The sequence below is a fragment of the Pseudomonas sp. W2-17 genome (assembly GCF_041060445.1).
Classification (GTDB): Bacteria; Pseudomonadota; Gammaproteobacteria; order Pseudomonadales; family Pseudomonadaceae; genus Aquipseudomonas.
Genome location: NZ_JAUFNS010000002.1, coordinates 86,617 through 102,019, shown reverse-complemented (window position 1 = coordinate 102,019; position 15,403 = coordinate 86,617). Strand labels below are relative to the sequence as shown.

Here is a 15,403-nt window from a genome sequence, read left to right as displayed (position 1 = left end):
GTGCGCAGGACCGTGCTGCGGTCCGGCATCAATTCCTCTGAAACGAAAACCCCGCCGGGAAGGCGGGGTCTGTGTTGGGTGAGGGCTGGCGACCATGGATCGACAGCCCTGTGCTCAGGAGCAAACCGCTGTTACCAGCGACCGCCACCGTGGTAGTAGCCCGGTGGTGGGCCGTAATAACGTGGCGGGCCGTAGTAACGCGGTGCGTAGACGACCGGGCGCTCAACGACATAAGCCGGCTGGTAGTAAACCGGCGGTGGAGGCGGTGGCGCGTAATAAACCGGCGCCGGGGCCGCGTACACGGGAGCGGGTGCTGCGTAAACCGGCCCGGACGCCACTGCCGCGCCGACAACACCGCCGACGACCGCACCGATCACGGCGGCTCCACCCCAGCCCGGGCCGCCGCCATGGGCTTCAGCCTGGCCTGCGAGGGCGAGGGCGCCTAACAACAAGGCAACTTTGGGGATCTGACGAATCATGACTGTTCCTCGGTGTTCAGTCCCGTTGTCGCGAGCCTGCGTTACGCTCAGGCACTGCCACGGGATAACTTCTCAGACAACGGTTTCGGAAATATCTGCGAGGCCGTTGCGTAAATTTTGTGTAAGGTATTCGACACATTTAATGACAATGGCTTTGCCGCTTTCGGCCAAGCGTCGCGATTCTACGCCTTTCCCCAGGCGTCTTCTAATACCACTCGGGAGATTTCATGTTGGTCACTGCCAGTAAGGAAACGCTGTTGTGCATGTCGCTGGCCGGACGCCCGGGCAACTTCGGCGTGCGCTTCCACAACCACCTGTATCAACAGTTGGGCTTGAACTTCTATTACAAGGCCTTTTCGCCGAACGACCTGCCTGCAGCCATTGCCGGTATGCGTTCATTGGGCATTCGCGGGTGCGGCGTGTCGATGCCGTTTAAAGAAGCCTCTATTGCACTGGTCGATGAACTGGACGCGTCCGCCGACGCCATTCAATCCATCAACACCATCGTCAATACCGATGGCCACTTGAAAGCCTACAACACCGATTACATCGCCATCGCCCAACTGGTCGACACCCATCAAGTGCCGCGCACCCGCTTTGCCCTGCGCGGCAGCGGTGGCATGGCTAAGGCCGTCGCCTGTGCCCTGCGTGACGCCGGGTTTACTGACGGGCTGATCGTGGCGCGCAACGAGCAGGCGGGCAGGGCGCTTGCACAGACCTGCGGCTTCGCGTGGCAAGCCGAACTGGGCAGTGAGCGCCCACCGCTGCTGGTCAACGTCACCCCGTTGGGCATGGCAGGGGATCAAGCCGATGCGCTGGCCTTCGATGCGTCCGCCATCGAGCAGGCCGACACGGCGTTTGACGTGGTCGCCACGCCGGCGCGCACGCCGTTCATCGTTGAGGCCGAGCGCCTCGGCAAGCGCCTGATCACCGGTGACCAGGTCGCGGCGATACAAGCGCTGGAGCAGTTCATTCTTTACACCGGCGTGACGCCGAGTGAGGCGCAGTATCAGGCAGCGGCGGCGTTCGCGCGGGGTTGATGCTTGCGCTTGGGTAACGCCAGGGTGTGCTTGGCTAGCGATCTTCAGGCAGCACGCTGTCGCGCAGCAGACAGGGGGCACGTGGGAGTGAGCTTGCTCACGAAGACGGTTCATCAGCCGCTGCATATGTAGCGGATGTGCTACCCCCTTCGCGAGCAAGCTCGCTCCCACAGGTTTTGCACCAGGCTCAGGATTTCTCGGAGCCGCTCTCAACCTTCCAGCATTGCCAGCCGTTCCTCGAGGGCAGCGATGCGGGCTTCAAGGGCTTCGACCCTCTCCGCCATCGCCGAGCTGCCCGCGCTGCCCGAATGGCCGCCGCTATTGCGCTCTGCCGGGTGCGCGCGGGCGGCGAGGATTGTCTCCCTATCAGCCGGATCACCCAGCGCATGCATATAGCGGTCTTCGCGCTGGCCGGCCTGTTTCGGGATCAGCACCGCCAGCCCGCGGCCGATCAGCCGATCAAGCTGATGCAGCACCGCCTCGGTATCTTCGAAGTCATGCAGGCGGTTGCTGCGGGTCAACAGTTCGTTGACGGTCTGCGGGCCGCGCAGCAACAGCAGGCCGGTCAGGATGAGTTGCGCCGGCACCAGCTCCAGCGTCTTGTCGACGCGGTGTTCCCAGCGGTCCGCCCGGCTGCCCATGACCAGACGCGTCAATTGCAGGCTTTCCAGCGCACGCAGGCTCTGACCAACCTGGCCAGGCGTGAGGTTCATCACAGGCTCGCGGCTGGTCTTCTGGTTGCAGGCCAGCACCAGCGCGTTGAGGGTCAGGGGGTAGGTTTCGGGATGGGTCGCCTGTTTTTCGATCAGGCAGCCCAGAATGCGCACTTCGGTGCTGCTCAGCTGCAGCGCATCCGAGGCTTCAACGGTGTTTTCGGAATCCAGCTCGTCAGACATGACCCATTCCCCAAGCGTTGAAAAGGCTATGAGGGTAGGGGCTGGATGAGGTAAAAGACAAGCCGCGTTCGCGTCCGCCTCCGTGCGACTCATTTCTCCAGGAACTGCCATGACCCTTTCTCTTTACGCCGCTTCGATTCCTGTCTTCAAGCAAATGCTCACCGCCCTCGGCGCCGTCCTGGCCAAAGGCGAAGCCCACGCTACCGCCAAGAACATTCAGCCGGATGCCCTGCTGCAGGCGCGTCTGTTCCCTGACATGTTCCCGCTGGTGCGTCAGGTGCAGATCGCCGTTGATTTCGCCAAAGGCGCCGGCGCACGACTGGCAGGCCTCGAGCCGCCGAAGTACGAAGACACCGAAACCACCTTCGCCGACCTGCAAGCGCTGCTGACCAAAGTGCTGGCGTTTCTCGACACGATCAAGGCCGAACAGGTCGATGGCAACGAAGCCCGGGAAATCGTCCTGCGTCCTGGCACCGACAAGGAAAAGCGTCTGAACACCCAGACCTACCTGCTGAATTACTCGCTGCCGCAGTTCTTTTTCCACGTCACCACCACCTATGACCTGCTGCGCCACAACGGCGTGGAAGTCGGCAAGCGCGACTACATGGGCGCTTACTGACAGGTCTCGCTGCCCGCCTCGGCGCGGGCAGCGACACGTGTTTCGTCCGGCGCCTGGCTCCCAGGCGCCCGGCGCTGTTACCCTCCGCGTCCTGATTCATGCCACATCCGATCGACCGCTCCGCGAGGACTGGTCGTTTTGTCGTTCTGGAGACTTCATGTTTTTCCCCATTTACCTGCTGTCGGCTGCGGGTTTTACCGTGCTGACCACAGAGTTCGTCATCGTCGGTCTGTTGCCCGCCATCGCCCGCGACCTGGCCGTCACCATCCCCCAGGCCGGCCTGCTGGTCACGTTGTTCGCCTTCACGGTGGCCTGCTTCGGGCCGTTCCTGACCGCGTATTTCTCGCGCTTCGAGCGCAAGCGCCTGTTCATTTCGGTGCTGATCATGTTTGGCGTCTCCAACGTCGTCGCCGCGCTGGCGCCCAACATCTGGGTGATGGCCGCCGCGCGGTTGATCCCGGCGCTTGGACTGCCGGTGTTCTGGGCGCTGGCCAGCGAAACCGCTGTGGACATCGTCGGACCGGACCATGCCGGCCGTGCGATCGCCAAGATAGGTTTCGGCATTGTCTGCGCCACGGTGTTCGGTATCCCCGTCGGCACCTTGATCTCGGACGCCATCGGCTGGCGCAGCGCCTTCGCCGTCCTCGCGGTGATGGCGTTCGCCAAGGCGCTGCTGCTGTTCATTTACCTGCCCCGCAGCGTGCACAAGGATCAGGCCTCGTTCCGCAGCCAGTTCCGCATTCTTCGCAGCCCGTTGATGCAGGGTCACGTGCTCCTGTCGGTGCTGGTCTTCAGCGGCATGTTCACCGCGTACACGTACCTGGCGGACATGCTCGAGCGCCTCGCCGGCTTTAACGGCACGGTGGTCGGCTGGTGCCTGATGGGTTTCGGTGCGGTGGGCTTGCTGGGCAATTCACTGGGCGGGCGGCTGGTGGATCGCCACCCACTGATCGCCAGCCTGACCTTCTGCACCTTCATGATCGGCGGCATGGTCATGGTGGTGCCGAGCATGCATTCCCTGCCTGCGCTGGCTCTGGCACTGGCCGTGTGGGGCGCGACCCAGGCGGCGCTGTTTCTGGTCAGCCACGTCCGGCTGATGAAAGCGGCGCCACAGGCCCCGGCCTTCGCCGCATCGCTGAACATCGCCGGGGCCAATCTGGGCATCGGCATTGGCGCAATCATCGGCGGGCGGGTGATCGATCATCTGGGCCTTGGCAGTCTGGGCTTCGCCGCGGCCGGCATCATTCTGCTGTCGATCCTGCTGGCCCTGCTGCTGATGACGGTCCGCCCCAACCCCGCAGCCTGCGACGCCTAGTCCGGGAACAGCTGCCGCCGTGCGCCTTCGGTAATCGCGACGATGCCAGGATGCTTGACCTTGCGCTCGACCGAAATCGCGTAGAACGACTCGGTCACGGCGTCGGTATGGCCGATCAATTCGACGTCGTATTGCTCGATCACCTCATCGGCGATCACGCTCGGCGCAATAAAGATCCCGCTGCCGGATTTGCCAAAGGCCTTCATCAAGGCGCTGTCGTCGAATTCCCCGACGATTTTCGGCTGGATATTCTGCTCGGCGAACCAGCGCATCAGGCGGCTGCGCACCACCGTTTGCTGGCCCGGCACGAGCAGCGGCGCGCCTTGCATGCCGTGGGGGAAGTTCTCGCCGTACAGAGCGGCGAGGGCGCGGGTGGCGAAAAAACTCACGCCGCATTCGCCCAGCTTCTGGCTGTAGCCTTTAATGTCCAGATGAGAGGGCATCGGGCTGTCGGAAATCACCAGGTCCAGGCGCTGAATCGCGAGGTCCGCCAGCAGGCGTTCGAGCTGGTCTTCCCGGCAACTGATGCGCACCAACTCATTGAGCGCCATGCTCGGCGCGATGAGTCGATAGACGATGGACTTCGGCACGACATCGGCGACGCCGACGCGAAAGAGGATTTGCTGTTCGTCGGGCTGTGCGCGCAACACCGCTTCGAGCTCGCCACCGAGCTGGAACATCTGCTCGGCGTAGGGCAGGGCGACGCGGCCTGTTTCGGTCAGCTCCAGCTGGCGGCCAACGCGCTTGAACAACTCGACGCCGTAGGTCTGCTCCAGCAGGCTGATTTGCCCGCTGATGGTCTGTGGCGTGAGGTTCAATTGCTCGCAGGCGCGAACAATACTGCCGGTTTTGGCCACGACCCAGAAATAATGCAGCTGTCGATAATTGAGCATGGGTGCTGTCACTTCGGGAAAACCGAAGTATACGCCTGAAAAATACGAATTTTACTGAAGTGTTTCCGTCCCTAGAATGCCGCCCTATCCCCTGAACTGATCCTGGACACTCGCGTATATGGAATACCTTCTGGAACTGGCTGCAAGCCCAACGGCGTGGATCGCTCTGGCGACACTGGTCGTCATGGAAATCGTGCTCGGTATCGACAACCTCATTTTCATCTCGATTCTCACCAACAAGCTGCCGGTTCATCAGCGCACCAAGGCGCGCCGGATCGGTATCAGCATGGCGTTGATCCTGCGTCTGGGCCTGCTGACCACCGTGGCGTGGATTGTCCAGCTGACCGCGCCGGTGATCGAAGTGTTCGGCCAGGCCTTCTCCTGGAAGGACATGATCCTGATCGCCGGTGGCCTGTTCCTGGTCTGGAAAGCAACCACCGAGATCCACCACAGCGTCGACGTCAAAAGCGAAGCCGAGAAAGCCGCTTCCAGTACCGTTACCCTGGGCATGGCGGCGGCGATCGGTCAGATCCTGATGCTCGACCTGGTGTTCTCCATCGACAGTATCGTCACCGCCGTTGGCATGACCGAGCACTTGCCGATCATGGTCATCGCCGTGGTGGCCGCCGTGGTCGTGATGCTGGTGGCGTCGGAGCCTCTGGCCAAGTTCATCAACGATAACCCGACCGTGGTCATGCTGGCGCTGGGCTTCCTGATCATGATCGGCATGACGCTGATCGCCGAAGGCTTCGGCGCCCACGTTCCGAAAGGCTACGTGTACACCGCCATGGCGTTCTCGGCGCTGATTGAAGTGCTGAACATGCTGGTTCGTCGGTCCCGCCAGCGCCGCCTGGACGCCGAAGCGCAGGGCCGGAAGGTCTGACGCCTGGATAAGCTCCGCCCGCCGATAAAGAGCGGAGCAGTACCAAAGCAGGGCAATAAAAAACGGTCGGGAATGGGGTGCCATTACCGACCGTTTTCGTTTGTAGTGTGATCAGTCGTTACACGGCTTTATCAATGGGCCGTGACATGACGGATTTTGCGTTGTGCGCGTTCTACGGATCTCGCGGCTTCGGTTTCCCGATAATGCGGATGATGGCGACGCGAGATACGCATCACCCCCCACAACATGGCGGCCGCAACGGCCAGCCAGGCAGCAATCAACATTACAATGGTCATTCCGAGGCTCATGGCTTCCTCCGGCTCTTCTCTTCGTCTCTTAGTAACCGACAGTCTAGTCTCCCTGTTGTTGCCAAAAATTGACCGATGGTAGGCATTGCATGACCGATTTGTTCTATCCACTCGCGTTGACAGCGTTTCGGGCTATACCGCAACCGGTGGCGGCTCTATCATCCGCGTTCCGGCCGGATCTCGGGATTCGTCGCCATCAGTCAAGTGAGTGAAGAACGTGCGGGCATTGACGCGATTGGATAGCGTTGCAGGTCGACGCAAATGGCTGGCGCTCGCCGCCGTGCTGGTCTTGGCAGGCTGCTCGAATGCCCACAACTGGAAACCCGGCTACCCGCCGATGTACAAGACGCTGCCCGACCGGGTGGAAATCAACGCCGTGCCGTCCTTCCGGGGCAAGGATTATCAAAGCGCGCCGTTCGCGCTGGCCAGCATGCTGACCGTCCATGGTGTACAAACCACGCCGGGGCTGCTGGAAAAACCGCTGAAACTGCCGGGCGCCGAAGACAAGCTCGACCGCAGCATGCTGGACCTGGCCCGGGAATACGGGTTTGTGGTGTATCCCGTCGACCACGGTTTTACGGACTTGCTGGCCCAGGTGTCGGCGGGGTATCCGGTCATGGTGCGGTTCTCGGATGGCTCGATGTTCTGGAAAGAACAGCGCTACGGCGTACTGGTCGGGTTCGATCAGAACAAGCGCACGGTGCTGATCTATACCGGGCCGGGACGAGTGACGGTGAGCTTCGATTCGTTCACCTCGGACTGGAACGACGCCGGCAACTGGGCCGTGCTGATCCAGAGCCCACGCCAGGTGCCGGTGCCGGTGGACCGTGAACGCTGGCTCCAAGCCGCCAATGATCTGGCTCAGGCGGGTCAGGAACAGGCGGCGGGCGAGGCGGTGAAGGCGCTGAACAATCCAGCTGCCCGTTAACGGTTGGCCGTTCATCGCCTCTGATTCAGAACCCCAGCTTGTCCCGCAGGCTGTAATACCAGGCACCCAATGCGGTCAGCGGCGTGCGCAACAATTGCCCGCCGGGGAATGGGTAGTGCGGCAGGCCGGCGAAGGCGTCGAATCGCTCTGCCTGTCCGCGCAAGGCTTCGGCCAGCACTTTGCCGGCCAGATGGGTGTAAGTCACGCCGTGTCCGCTGCATCCCTGGGAGTAATAGATGTTGTCCCCCAGCCGACCGACCTGGGGCAACCGCGACAAGGTCAGCAGGAAGTTGCCGGTCCAGGCGTAATCGATCTTCACGTCCTTCAGTTGCGGAAACGCTTTGAGCATCTTCGGCCGGATGATCGCTTCGATGTTCGCCGGATCGCGCGCGCCGTACACCACGCCGCCGCCGAAGATCAGACGCTTGTCGCCGGAAAGCCGGTAGTAATCCAGCAGGTAGTTGCAGTCCTCGACGCAGTAATCCTGGGGCAGCAACGTACTCGCCAGTTCCTCGCTCAATGGCTCGGTGGTGATCACCTGTGTGCCACAGGGCATTGATTTGGCGGCCAGTTCCGGGACCAGATTACCCAGATAGGCGTTACCCGCCACGATCACGAACTTCGCGCGAACCTTGCCCTCGGCGGTGTGCACGACCGGGCTGGCACCGCGATCGATGCGGGTGGCCGCAGACTGTTCATAAATGACCCCGCCCAGGGACTCGACCGCCGCTGCCTCGCCCAGCGCCAGGTTCAACGGGTGGATGTGACCGCCGCTCATGTCGAGCATGCCGCCGATGTATTGGTCGCACGCCACCACTTCACGGACGCGGCGCTGGTCCATCAGCTCCAGCTGCGTGTGGCCGTAGCGTTCCCAGAGACGTTTCTGCGATTCCAGATGGCCCATCTGCTTGGACGTGATGGCGGCGAAAACCCCGCCGTCTTTCAGGTCGCACTGGATCTGGTATTTCGCGACGCAGTCGCGGATGATCTGTGCGCCCTCGAAGGCCATGTGCCCGAGCAATTGTGCTTCCTTGGGCCCGACGCTCTTTTCGATGGTGTCGATGTCGCGGCTGTAGCTGTTGACGATCTGTCCGCCATTACGGCCCGAGGCGCCGAAACCGACTTTAGCCGCTTCCAGCACGGTAACCTTGAAGCCGTGTTCCAGGAGAAACAGCGCGCTGGAGAGCCCGGTGTAACCGGCGCCGATGATGACCACGTCGGTCTCGACGTCCCCCTGCAGCCGAGGCCGAACCGGAACCGGATTGGCGGAAGCGGCGTAGTAGGAATGTGGGTATGGCGTGTTCGTCATCCTGTAACCCCTGTTTTATATTTTTTACGAATGGGCGGATCCTACCTGAGATGAAATTTTGCGGCCAGCCGACGCTGGAGGTTTGCGGGCCTTGACGCGATGCTGGCAAGGCATCGGCCACCGAGGCACGGGCGCATTCATTTAGCCCGATTCGCTAGTGCAGGGGCAAATAGCTCGGACATTCATAGGCTTAGGGGTGAATCAAAGTTGACAGCGATCCGGATCCCGGTAGAATGCCGCCCCACAGCAGGCACGTAGCTCAGTTGGTTAGAGCACCACCTTGACATGGTGGGGGTCGTTGGTTCGAGTCCAATCGCGCCTACCAAACAAATCCGCTCTGCTGGGCGGTAACGAAAAAGGGTGACCCGAGAGGGTCACCCTTTTTTTTGCTTGCTCGAAGCTGAATCACCCCGGGCGTCCGGTTATTCCGCCTGCCGATCATTCGGGTTTGGCGCGGGTAATGCGGCCCGCCCTGATCTCGTCCACATAGGCGCGCAGACGGTCAGCGTCCTTGTACTGCTGATTCATCAAGTGCAGCACCGCGACCACGTCCACATCGTTGACCCGTTCGGCCAGTCGGCTGATTTCGCCTGCAGTGCTTTCCAGATTGGCCGCGATGGTGCTCAGGTCGCGCTTGAGTTCCAGCGCTGATTTCTTCATGCCCACGGTGCCGCTCTCCACTGTTGATGACGCCCGGGTCCGCGACTCTGGTTCAGGCGCGGCGGCGACGCACTATATCAAAGCACGACGACAAGCCACGACAACCGGACACGAAAAAGGGCGCTGTTCAAGCGCCCCTTTATGCGTCGTGTGTAATGGCCCGTGCCTACGAGATGCTTCAGCCGCCCGCGCCGCCCCCGCTCGACGAACCCGAACCTTTGCTGCCACCGCCATTGGTGGTATCGCCACCGGGCAAATCGGCATCGTTGTTATTGCCAGTGCCATTGCTCATCGACGTGCCGCCGCCAATGCTGATGCCTTTCTTGGTTTGCGTGTCCACATCAGCGCCCTGGCGGGCCGGGTCGCTGCCCTGTACGCGCGGGTCGATGCCGGTCTGGGAAGGTGGCGGACCCATGTCTGGCGATGTGGCCCCAGCCAGCGCTGCGAGGGAAGTGCATGTCAGCGCGCAACCGAGGGTCAGGGCAGTCAATAATCTGTTCATCAGGTGATCTCCGTGTCGTGATTCCTTGTCATCGTTGGGCATCTGAAGTTCGTCCGAAGTGCCATGATGGCGACAGGCGGCATGTTCGGTGCGCAAGTCGAGGCCCCTCGTTGATTCACTCAAGCATCCGCTGTCGATCGGGATGCCGGTCATGGCGTTCACCGCCCGAATCTCGCTGATCGACGACGACTCTGTAGGTTGATCCGCCCATGTCGATGCGACGGGGAAATAATTTGCGTATTCATAGGCTTAGTGGGCGAAAAAGGCGTTGACAGTCATTTGAATATCCGTAGAATGCCGACCCACAGCAGGCACGTAGCTCAGTTGGTTAGAGCACCACCTTGACATGGTGGGGGTCGTTGGTTCGAGTCCAATCGCGCCTACCAAACAAATCCGCTCTGCTGGGCGGTGACAAAAAAGGGCGAATCGAAAGATTCGCCCTTTTTTATTGCCTGAAATTATCCCCTCAGGCCAACCTTCCTCGATCCCGCCTCAGCCCCTATGGCCGGACGTCTCGACCCGATTTCACCCCGACGAGCCATCACAGACCGCGAAATAAATCCGGTTTTTTTCCCGATAGCGTCTGGACCTTTTCCCATGATGCGCGATCATCAGTGCATGGAAAACCAGAGGAGATGTGTATGTTTAGCCGGTCGTTGACCCTTGCCGTTTTGTTCGCCGTGTCCAGCCCCTTGCTGGCTGCCGACGGTGATGGCCCACTTTCCCAGGAGCGCGGCAAGACCCGTCCACTGATCGTTATCGCGTCGAGTTCGGTTGATCCGACGTTGATGAGTCTGAAGAAAACTCTGGACGAACCCGCCAACAAGGAGGGTTTCGCCAAACGTGACATGGTCCTTTACACCATCATCAATACCGTGGGGCAGCGTAACGGCAAGGACCTCGACGCCCAGACCACCATGGCCCTGATCCGCGAACTCAAGCTTGGCGCACAGACAGAAAAGCAGGCGCAGGTGATTCTGGTGGGCAAGGACGGCGAGAAGAAAATGACTCACAACGGCCCCATCGATCCGAAGGAAATTTTCAGCACCATCGACCAGATGCCCATGGCCGAGAAGGAAGCGGCCGCCGCTGCTCCACCTGCGCCCGTCGCCGAGCCGAAGACCGCAACGCCGTCAGGCAAATCGGCCAAGCCCGGCAAGGCCGCGCCTGCTGCACCGCCCGCCGGGCTGGATGATTAAGCGCTTGGACGGCTTATCCATGGGGCTCGCTTGAGGTTGCTGGTAACATCGTTCCTTTTTTAACGAAAAGGACGTTTGATGAATGGGACTGGCATGAAACATTGGGCGGGCGCTGTGGCACTGATCCTGTTGTCGGGTTGCATGAGCTTGAATCAGACACGTTCGGCAGGGCCGGCGCAGGTTTACACCAGTCAGAAGCCTGCGGTCGCCGTTGCCGAGTGCATCAAGGTCACTTGGGCCAACGTTCAGCTGTTCGGTGATGTGGCCGACGTGTTCATGGCCAAAGGCGAGCCTGGCGCTTTCACGGTCTACACCACCGAGGGTGAATACTTCGCGGACGTGGCGGGCAAGGCGGGCATGACCAAGGTCAATTTCTACGCCAAGCCCGGCGCCAAGGTGATCGAGCAACGTGGCGCGGTGCTCGCGACCTGTCTCTGAGTCAGCCCTGCATTCACTGACCTGCGCGTTCTGAACGGCCTGATCAATACCCGGCCCCGCGCAGGTTCTGAACGCTTCACCTCGGCTCCTTCACATGGGAGGAGTCACGCCATTTTCCCCCGCAGAAATCGACAGCGCCGTCAGCGCGTTGTCCGAACCTTTCTGCGCCTGCAGCACCACCTTCACACCGGGCTTGAGCAAGCTGCGATCGCCTGGCACCAGGTTGACGATCGGCACGTCATCAGGGATGACGATCTTCTTCTGCCCGCCCTTGTAATTCACCGTGATGGTACGGCCATTACTGGCGACCAGATCGCCGACCGATCCGTTGGTCATCGTGCTGTCCGGCGTGAGATCAAAGGCCCGATGGCCATCCCCCGTGCCCGCCATTTCCGGCGGGAACACATGCACCTCGAGCGCCTTCAACGAACCGTCCGGCAGCGGCACCGCGGCGGAGCCTATGTAGCTGCCCGGTTTGATTTCCGACACCTGCGCCAGGGTGACGCCGCGAATCTGCGTCTCAGGGGTCAGCACAACCTGCAGGTCCTCTCCGCGATTGCTGTGAATTTTCAGCGCATCGCCTTCGACCGCTGTGATGGCGCCGCGCACGCGGGTGGGTTTGCTGTCTTCGGCGTGGGCTGGCAGCGCTGCCGATAGCAGCGCGCTGAGCAATCCCGAGATGAGAAGAGAGTGGCGGAGGGTCTGGGTCTTGGAGGTCTTCATAGGCGGCGCGAATCCGGTGATGGGTCGAGCACGCAGCATAGCTGGAGTGCACGAGGTGGTGCATGACATTGCCGTCAGCCAGTACGCCTCGATGCCGCCTGCATGCAGGATGCGAACTCATCCAGATAGACTATTTGCATAGTCATATAGAACAAAAATGAATTTAATTAATTAAATGGCCAGTGCTAATGTTTTAAGCAGTCGGCGAAACCCCAAGATTTGGTTATTAAAAATGCGTGTTCGGCGACGACCATCTCACTCACCGGGTAAGGGAACACCATGGCCGTTTTCGATCAATTGAGCCGTCGTCGGGTGCTGGGCCTCGCCGGCGCCGCGCTGGCGTCGCCACTTCTGCTGTCGTTACCGCGCGGCGTCTGGGCTGCGGACGAACATGCGGAGCATGCCGGCCACGGCGCCGACGCCAGTGGCGGGGCGAGCGAGCCCGCGGGCACGGGCGAGCTCATCAGACTCGATCAGCCAAGGGCGCTGAAGCTTGCGATCAACCTGAACGCCGTGTGCCTGGCCCCCGTGGTCATCGCCCACGGGCAGGGCTTTTTCAAAAAGCACAATCTGGACGTCGAGCTGGTCAATTTCGGCAACTCGACGGAAGTGTTGCTGGAAGCCATTGCGACGGGCAAAGCGGACGCCGGCATCGGCATGGCGCTGCGGTGGCTGAAAGCGCTGGAGCAGGGTTTCGACGTCAAGCTGACTGCCGGAACCCACGGCGGATGCTTGCGGTTGCTGACGGCGGCGAGTGGCAGCGTCAAGACACTCGAAGACCTCAAAGGCAAGGCCATCGGCGTGACCGACATGGCCAGTCCCGACCGTAACTTCTTTTCCATCCTCCTGAAGAAACATGGCGTCGACCCGGTGCGCGACGTCGAGTGGCGCCTGTATCCGGCCGACTTGCTGGGTACGGCGCTGGAGCGCGGTGAAGTGCAGGCGGTCAGCGGCAGCGACCCGTTCATGTACCGATTGATCAATGCCGGCAAGGCTCGCGAACTGTCCTCGAACCTGGTGGAGGACTACGCCAACCTCAGCTGCTGCGTGGTGGGCGTGACCGGCAAGCTGGCGCGGGACGACAAACGCGCCGTGGCCGCGCTGACTCAGGCGATTCTTGAAGCCCACGATTACTCGGTCAAGCATCCGGAGGAGGTGGCCAAAGGGTTCCAGGCCTACGCGCTGAACACCACCACCGAGGAAGTCGTCGCCATTCTTCACGATCACCCCCATGGGCACCACGCCGTCGGCGCGGCACTGACCGCCGAGATTGCCACTTACGTGCGTGATCTGAAAACCGTCGAGGTCATCCGTCAAAGCACTGATGCCAACGCCTTTGCTGCGGAGATCACTGCCGATGTCTTCAGTTGAGCTGGCGGCCGGCATCGAACGGCTGAAAACCCCGGCGGGACGCTTCTGGGTGCACGGCGTAGTGGCGGCGGCGGTCTGGCTCGCGGCGGCGCTATTAATCGTGTATCTGCCCAACCCCACCCGTCTCTGGCCGATGACCCAGGGTCTGGCGAATCTGTGCCTGATCATGGCCGGGCTGATCCTGCTGGCGGTGATTGGGGGGCGTTGGTCTCCGCGCGTCGCCGCGCGTACGCAAACGCTCGGCCCCTGGCTGATCGCGCTGCCGATTCTGCTCACGATCTGGGAGCTGCTCACCGCCAAATTCGGTGTATTGCCGGTGCCATTTTTCGCGCCACCTCAAGCGCTGCTGGACGTCTATGTCGAGGACTGGCCGCGCCTCGCCGACAGCCTGTTGCATTCGGCGATTCTGCTAGGCAGCGGTGTCGCCCTCGGCGCACTGACAGGGTTCATCGCTGGCGTCGCCATCGGCTGGTCGCGCAGCATCGGCTACTGGCTGCACCCGGTGTTGAGGATCCTCGGCCCGGTCCCGTCCACCGCCTTGCTGCCGCTGTGCTTCTTCCTGTTCCCCAGCAGTTGGAGTGCCAGCGTGTTTCTCATTGCGCTGGCGACCTGGTTTCCGGTGACGGTGCTGACGTGGTCAGGGGTGTCGAGCGTGGACAAGGCCTACTACGACGTGGCCCGCACCTTGGGCGCAAAACAGGGTTTTCTCATCTTCAAAGTGGCGATTCCCGCAGCGCTGCCTCACGTTTTCGTCGGCTTGTTCATGGGCCTCGGCGCCTCGTTCTCGACCTTGGTGGTAGCCGAAATGATGGGCGTGAAGTCCGGCATCGGCTGGTACCTGCAATGGGCCCAGGGGTGGGCGGCATACGCCAACATGTACGCGGCGCTGTTGATCATGGCACTGGCTTGCTCGGGCCTTATCTCGGCGCTGTTTCTGATTCGTGACCGTCTGCTGGCCTGGCAGCAAGGAGCAATGAAATGGTAAATGCAGCCAGAGCCGCAAGCGCCGAGCACAGTCGTGGCCTGGCGCTGCGCATCGATAACCTGAGCCACGGTTTCTCCCTCGAAGGGCACAAACTACCGGTGCTGGAGCGGGTGTCGCTGGAGGTTGAACCGGGGGAGTTAGTCGCGCTTTTGGGCCCGTCCGGTTGTGGAAAATCCACCCTGCTGCGGCTGGTCGCGGGGCTGGAAGGTGCGGACAGCGGGAGCATTACCGCGGACGGTGCGGCGATCACCGGGCCGGATCCGACGCGGGTGGTGGTGTTTCAGGACCCGACCCTGTACCCGTGGCGTCGGGTCTGGGACAACGTTGCCCTCGGCCTGGAAGCCCAGGGTCTGCTCAAAACCACCAAGGGCAAGGTTGATGAGGCCTTGGCGAAGGTCGGTTTGACTCAATTCGCACGAGCCTATCCGCGACAGCTGTCGGGCGGTATGGCCCAGCGGGTGGCGCTGGCGCGGGCCTTGGTCAACGAGCCAAGACTGCTGATTCTCGATGAGCCGCTGGGCAAGCTCGACTCGCTGACCCGGATTGCCATGCAGCAGGAGTTGATCGATCTGTGGCAACGCCAGGGTTACACCGCGCTGTTGGTCACCCACGATGTCGAGGAGGCGCTGCTGCTCGCCAATCGCATCATTGTCTTCAGCGACCGGCCCGCGCAGATCAAGGCCGAGCTGATCATCGATCGTGCCTATCCACGGCACCGTGACGACCCGTATCTGGTTGACCTGCGCAAACAGATTCTCGGATGGCTGGGGTTGGGGCAGAGCTGGTAGGCAGAGCAGGTACGTAAAGACTGGCCGCCGGGCTGTGCGCATGTCGGCCAGCGACTTCGCACAGCCC

At 61.6% G+C, this 15,403-nt stretch carries 18 protein-coding genes and 2 tRNA genes; 12 read left to right on the top strand and 8 right to left on the bottom strand.

Going from position 1 to position 15,403, the window contains the following annotated elements; genetic code table 11:
• Positions 1-131 precede the first annotated feature (131 nt).
• Complete coding sequence (locus QWI20_RS02810; RefSeq protein WP_192172466.1) at positions 132-479, bottom strand: hypothetical protein; 348 nt, start codon at positions 477-479, stop codon at positions 132-134.
• A 227-nt stretch (positions 480-706) separates the two neighbouring features.
• On the opposite strand from QWI20_RS02810, the gene QWI20_RS02805 reads away from it, so the two are divergent.
• On the top strand, positions 707-1,519 hold the full coding sequence (locus tag QWI20_RS02805) for a shikimate 5-dehydrogenase (protein WP_369304079.1): 813 nt from the start codon (positions 707-709) through the stop codon (positions 1,517-1,519).
• A 209-nt stretch (positions 1,520-1,728) separates the two neighbouring features.
• Here the strand turns inward: QWI20_RS02805 and QWI20_RS02800 are convergent, their stop codons facing one another.
• Complete coding sequence (locus tag QWI20_RS02800) at positions 1,729-2,415, bottom strand: YceH family protein (protein WP_369304078.1); 687 nt, start codon at positions 2,413-2,415, stop codon at positions 1,729-1,731.
• Between the two features lie 109 nt (positions 2,416-2,524).
• Between QWI20_RS02800 and QWI20_RS02795 the strand changes: the two genes are divergently transcribed.
• On the top strand, positions 2,525-3,034 hold the full coding sequence (locus tag QWI20_RS02795; protein ID WP_369304077.1) for a DUF1993 family protein: 510 nt from the start codon (positions 2,525-2,527) through the stop codon (positions 3,032-3,034).
• 157 nt (positions 3,035-3,191) lie between these two features.
• On the top strand, positions 3,192-4,349 hold the full coding sequence (locus QWI20_RS02790) for an MFS transporter (RefSeq protein WP_369304076.1): 1,158 nt from the start codon (positions 3,192-3,194) through the stop codon (positions 4,347-4,349).
• Here QWI20_RS02790 and nhaR read toward each other — a convergent pair.
• Entirely contained in the window at positions 4,346-5,242 is an 897-nt protein-coding gene (nhaR, locus tag QWI20_RS02785; RefSeq protein WP_122538157.1) for a transcriptional activator NhaR, read from the bottom strand. The genes QWI20_RS02790 and nhaR overlap by 4 nt on opposite strands.
• A 118-nt stretch (positions 5,243-5,360) precedes the next feature.
• Between nhaR and QWI20_RS02780 the strand changes: the two genes are divergently transcribed.
• Positions 5,361-6,125: a TerC family protein gene (locus tag QWI20_RS02780; RefSeq protein WP_369304075.1), complete on the top strand. Its 765-nt coding sequence runs from the start codon at positions 5,361-5,363 to the stop codon at positions 6,123-6,125.
• 131 nt (positions 6,126-6,256) lie between these two features.
• Here QWI20_RS02780 and QWI20_RS02775 read toward each other — a convergent pair whose 3' ends face one another.
• Positions 6,257-6,433 (bottom strand): hypothetical protein, encoded by a 177-nt coding sequence (locus QWI20_RS02775; protein WP_369304074.1) that lies wholly within the window; start codon positions 6,431-6,433, stop codon positions 6,257-6,259.
• 226 nt (positions 6,434-6,659) lie between these two features.
• Between QWI20_RS02775 and QWI20_RS02770 the strand changes: the two genes are divergently transcribed.
• The gene (locus QWI20_RS02770; RefSeq protein ID WP_369304073.1) at positions 6,660-7,361 is read left to right on the top strand and encodes a peptidase C39 family protein; all 702 of its coding nucleotides are present in this window, start codon (positions 6,660-6,662) and stop codon (positions 7,359-7,361) included.
• A gap of 25 nt (positions 7,362-7,386) precedes the next feature.
• Here QWI20_RS02770 and QWI20_RS02765 read toward each other — a convergent pair whose 3' ends face one another.
• Complete coding sequence (locus QWI20_RS02765; protein ID WP_369304072.1) at positions 7,387-8,670, bottom strand: NAD(P)/FAD-dependent oxidoreductase; 1,284 nt, start codon at positions 8,668-8,670, stop codon at positions 7,387-7,389.
• A gap of 248 nt (positions 8,671-8,918) precedes the next feature.
• On the opposite strand from QWI20_RS02765, the gene QWI20_RS02760 reads away from it, so the two are divergent.
• Positions 8,919-8,995 (top strand) — tRNA-Val (locus QWI20_RS02760).
• A 113-nt stretch (positions 8,996-9,108) separates the two neighbouring features.
• Here the strand turns inward: QWI20_RS02760 and QWI20_RS02755 are convergent.
• Entirely contained in the window at positions 9,109-9,336 is a 228-nt protein-coding gene (locus QWI20_RS02755) for a hypothetical protein (protein WP_133770607.1), read from the bottom strand.
• A 172-nt stretch (positions 9,337-9,508) separates the two neighbouring features.
• On the bottom strand, positions 9,509-9,832 hold the full coding sequence (locus tag QWI20_RS02750) for a hypothetical protein (RefSeq protein ID WP_369304071.1): 324 nt from the start codon (positions 9,830-9,832) through the stop codon (positions 9,509-9,511).
• A 309-nt stretch (positions 9,833-10,141) separates the two neighbouring features.
• Between QWI20_RS02750 and QWI20_RS02745 the strand changes: the two genes are divergently transcribed.
• From QWI20_RS02745 to QWI20_RS02735, 3 genes are all read left to right on the top strand, one after another.
• Positions 10,142-10,218: transfer RNA gene (locus tag QWI20_RS02745), tRNA-Val, on the top strand.
• A gap of 255 nt (positions 10,219-10,473) precedes the next feature.
• Complete coding sequence (locus QWI20_RS02740) at positions 10,474-11,031, top strand: DUF4174 domain-containing protein (RefSeq protein WP_369304070.1); 558 nt, start codon at positions 10,474-10,476, stop codon at positions 11,029-11,031.
• A 78-nt stretch (positions 11,032-11,109) separates the two neighbouring features.
• Positions 11,110-11,469 (top strand): 2-oxoacid ferredoxin oxidoreductase, encoded by a 360-nt coding sequence (locus QWI20_RS02735; protein ID WP_346627742.1) that lies wholly within the window; start codon positions 11,110-11,112, stop codon positions 11,467-11,469.
• Between the two features lie 90 nt (positions 11,470-11,559).
• Here QWI20_RS02735 and QWI20_RS02730 read toward each other — a convergent pair whose 3' ends face one another.
• Entirely contained in the window at positions 11,560-12,192 is a 633-nt protein-coding gene (locus QWI20_RS02730) for a DUF5666 domain-containing protein (RefSeq protein WP_369304069.1), read from the bottom strand.
• 279 nt (positions 12,193-12,471) lie between these two features.
• Between QWI20_RS02730 and QWI20_RS02725 the strand changes: the two genes are divergently transcribed.
• Genes QWI20_RS02725 through QWI20_RS02715 form a run of 3 tightly spaced genes read left to right on the top strand, consistent with a single transcriptional unit; the run spans position 12,472 to position 15,336 of the window.
• Entirely contained in the window at positions 12,472-13,563 is a 1,092-nt protein-coding gene (locus QWI20_RS02725) for an ABC transporter substrate-binding protein (RefSeq protein WP_369304068.1), read from the top strand.
• Positions 13,550-14,548, top strand: a complete 999-nt coding sequence (locus tag QWI20_RS02720; protein WP_369304066.1) for an ABC transporter permease — start codon at positions 13,550-13,552, stop codon at positions 14,546-14,548. The genes QWI20_RS02725 and QWI20_RS02720 overlap by 14 nt, the downstream gene beginning before the upstream one ends.
• On the top strand, positions 14,542-15,336 hold the full coding sequence (locus QWI20_RS02715; protein WP_369304065.1) for an ABC transporter ATP-binding protein: 795 nt from the start codon (positions 14,542-14,544) through the stop codon (positions 15,334-15,336). Before QWI20_RS02720 ends, QWI20_RS02715 begins: the two co-directional genes overlap by 7 nt.
• Positions 15,337-15,403 lie beyond the last annotated feature (67 nt).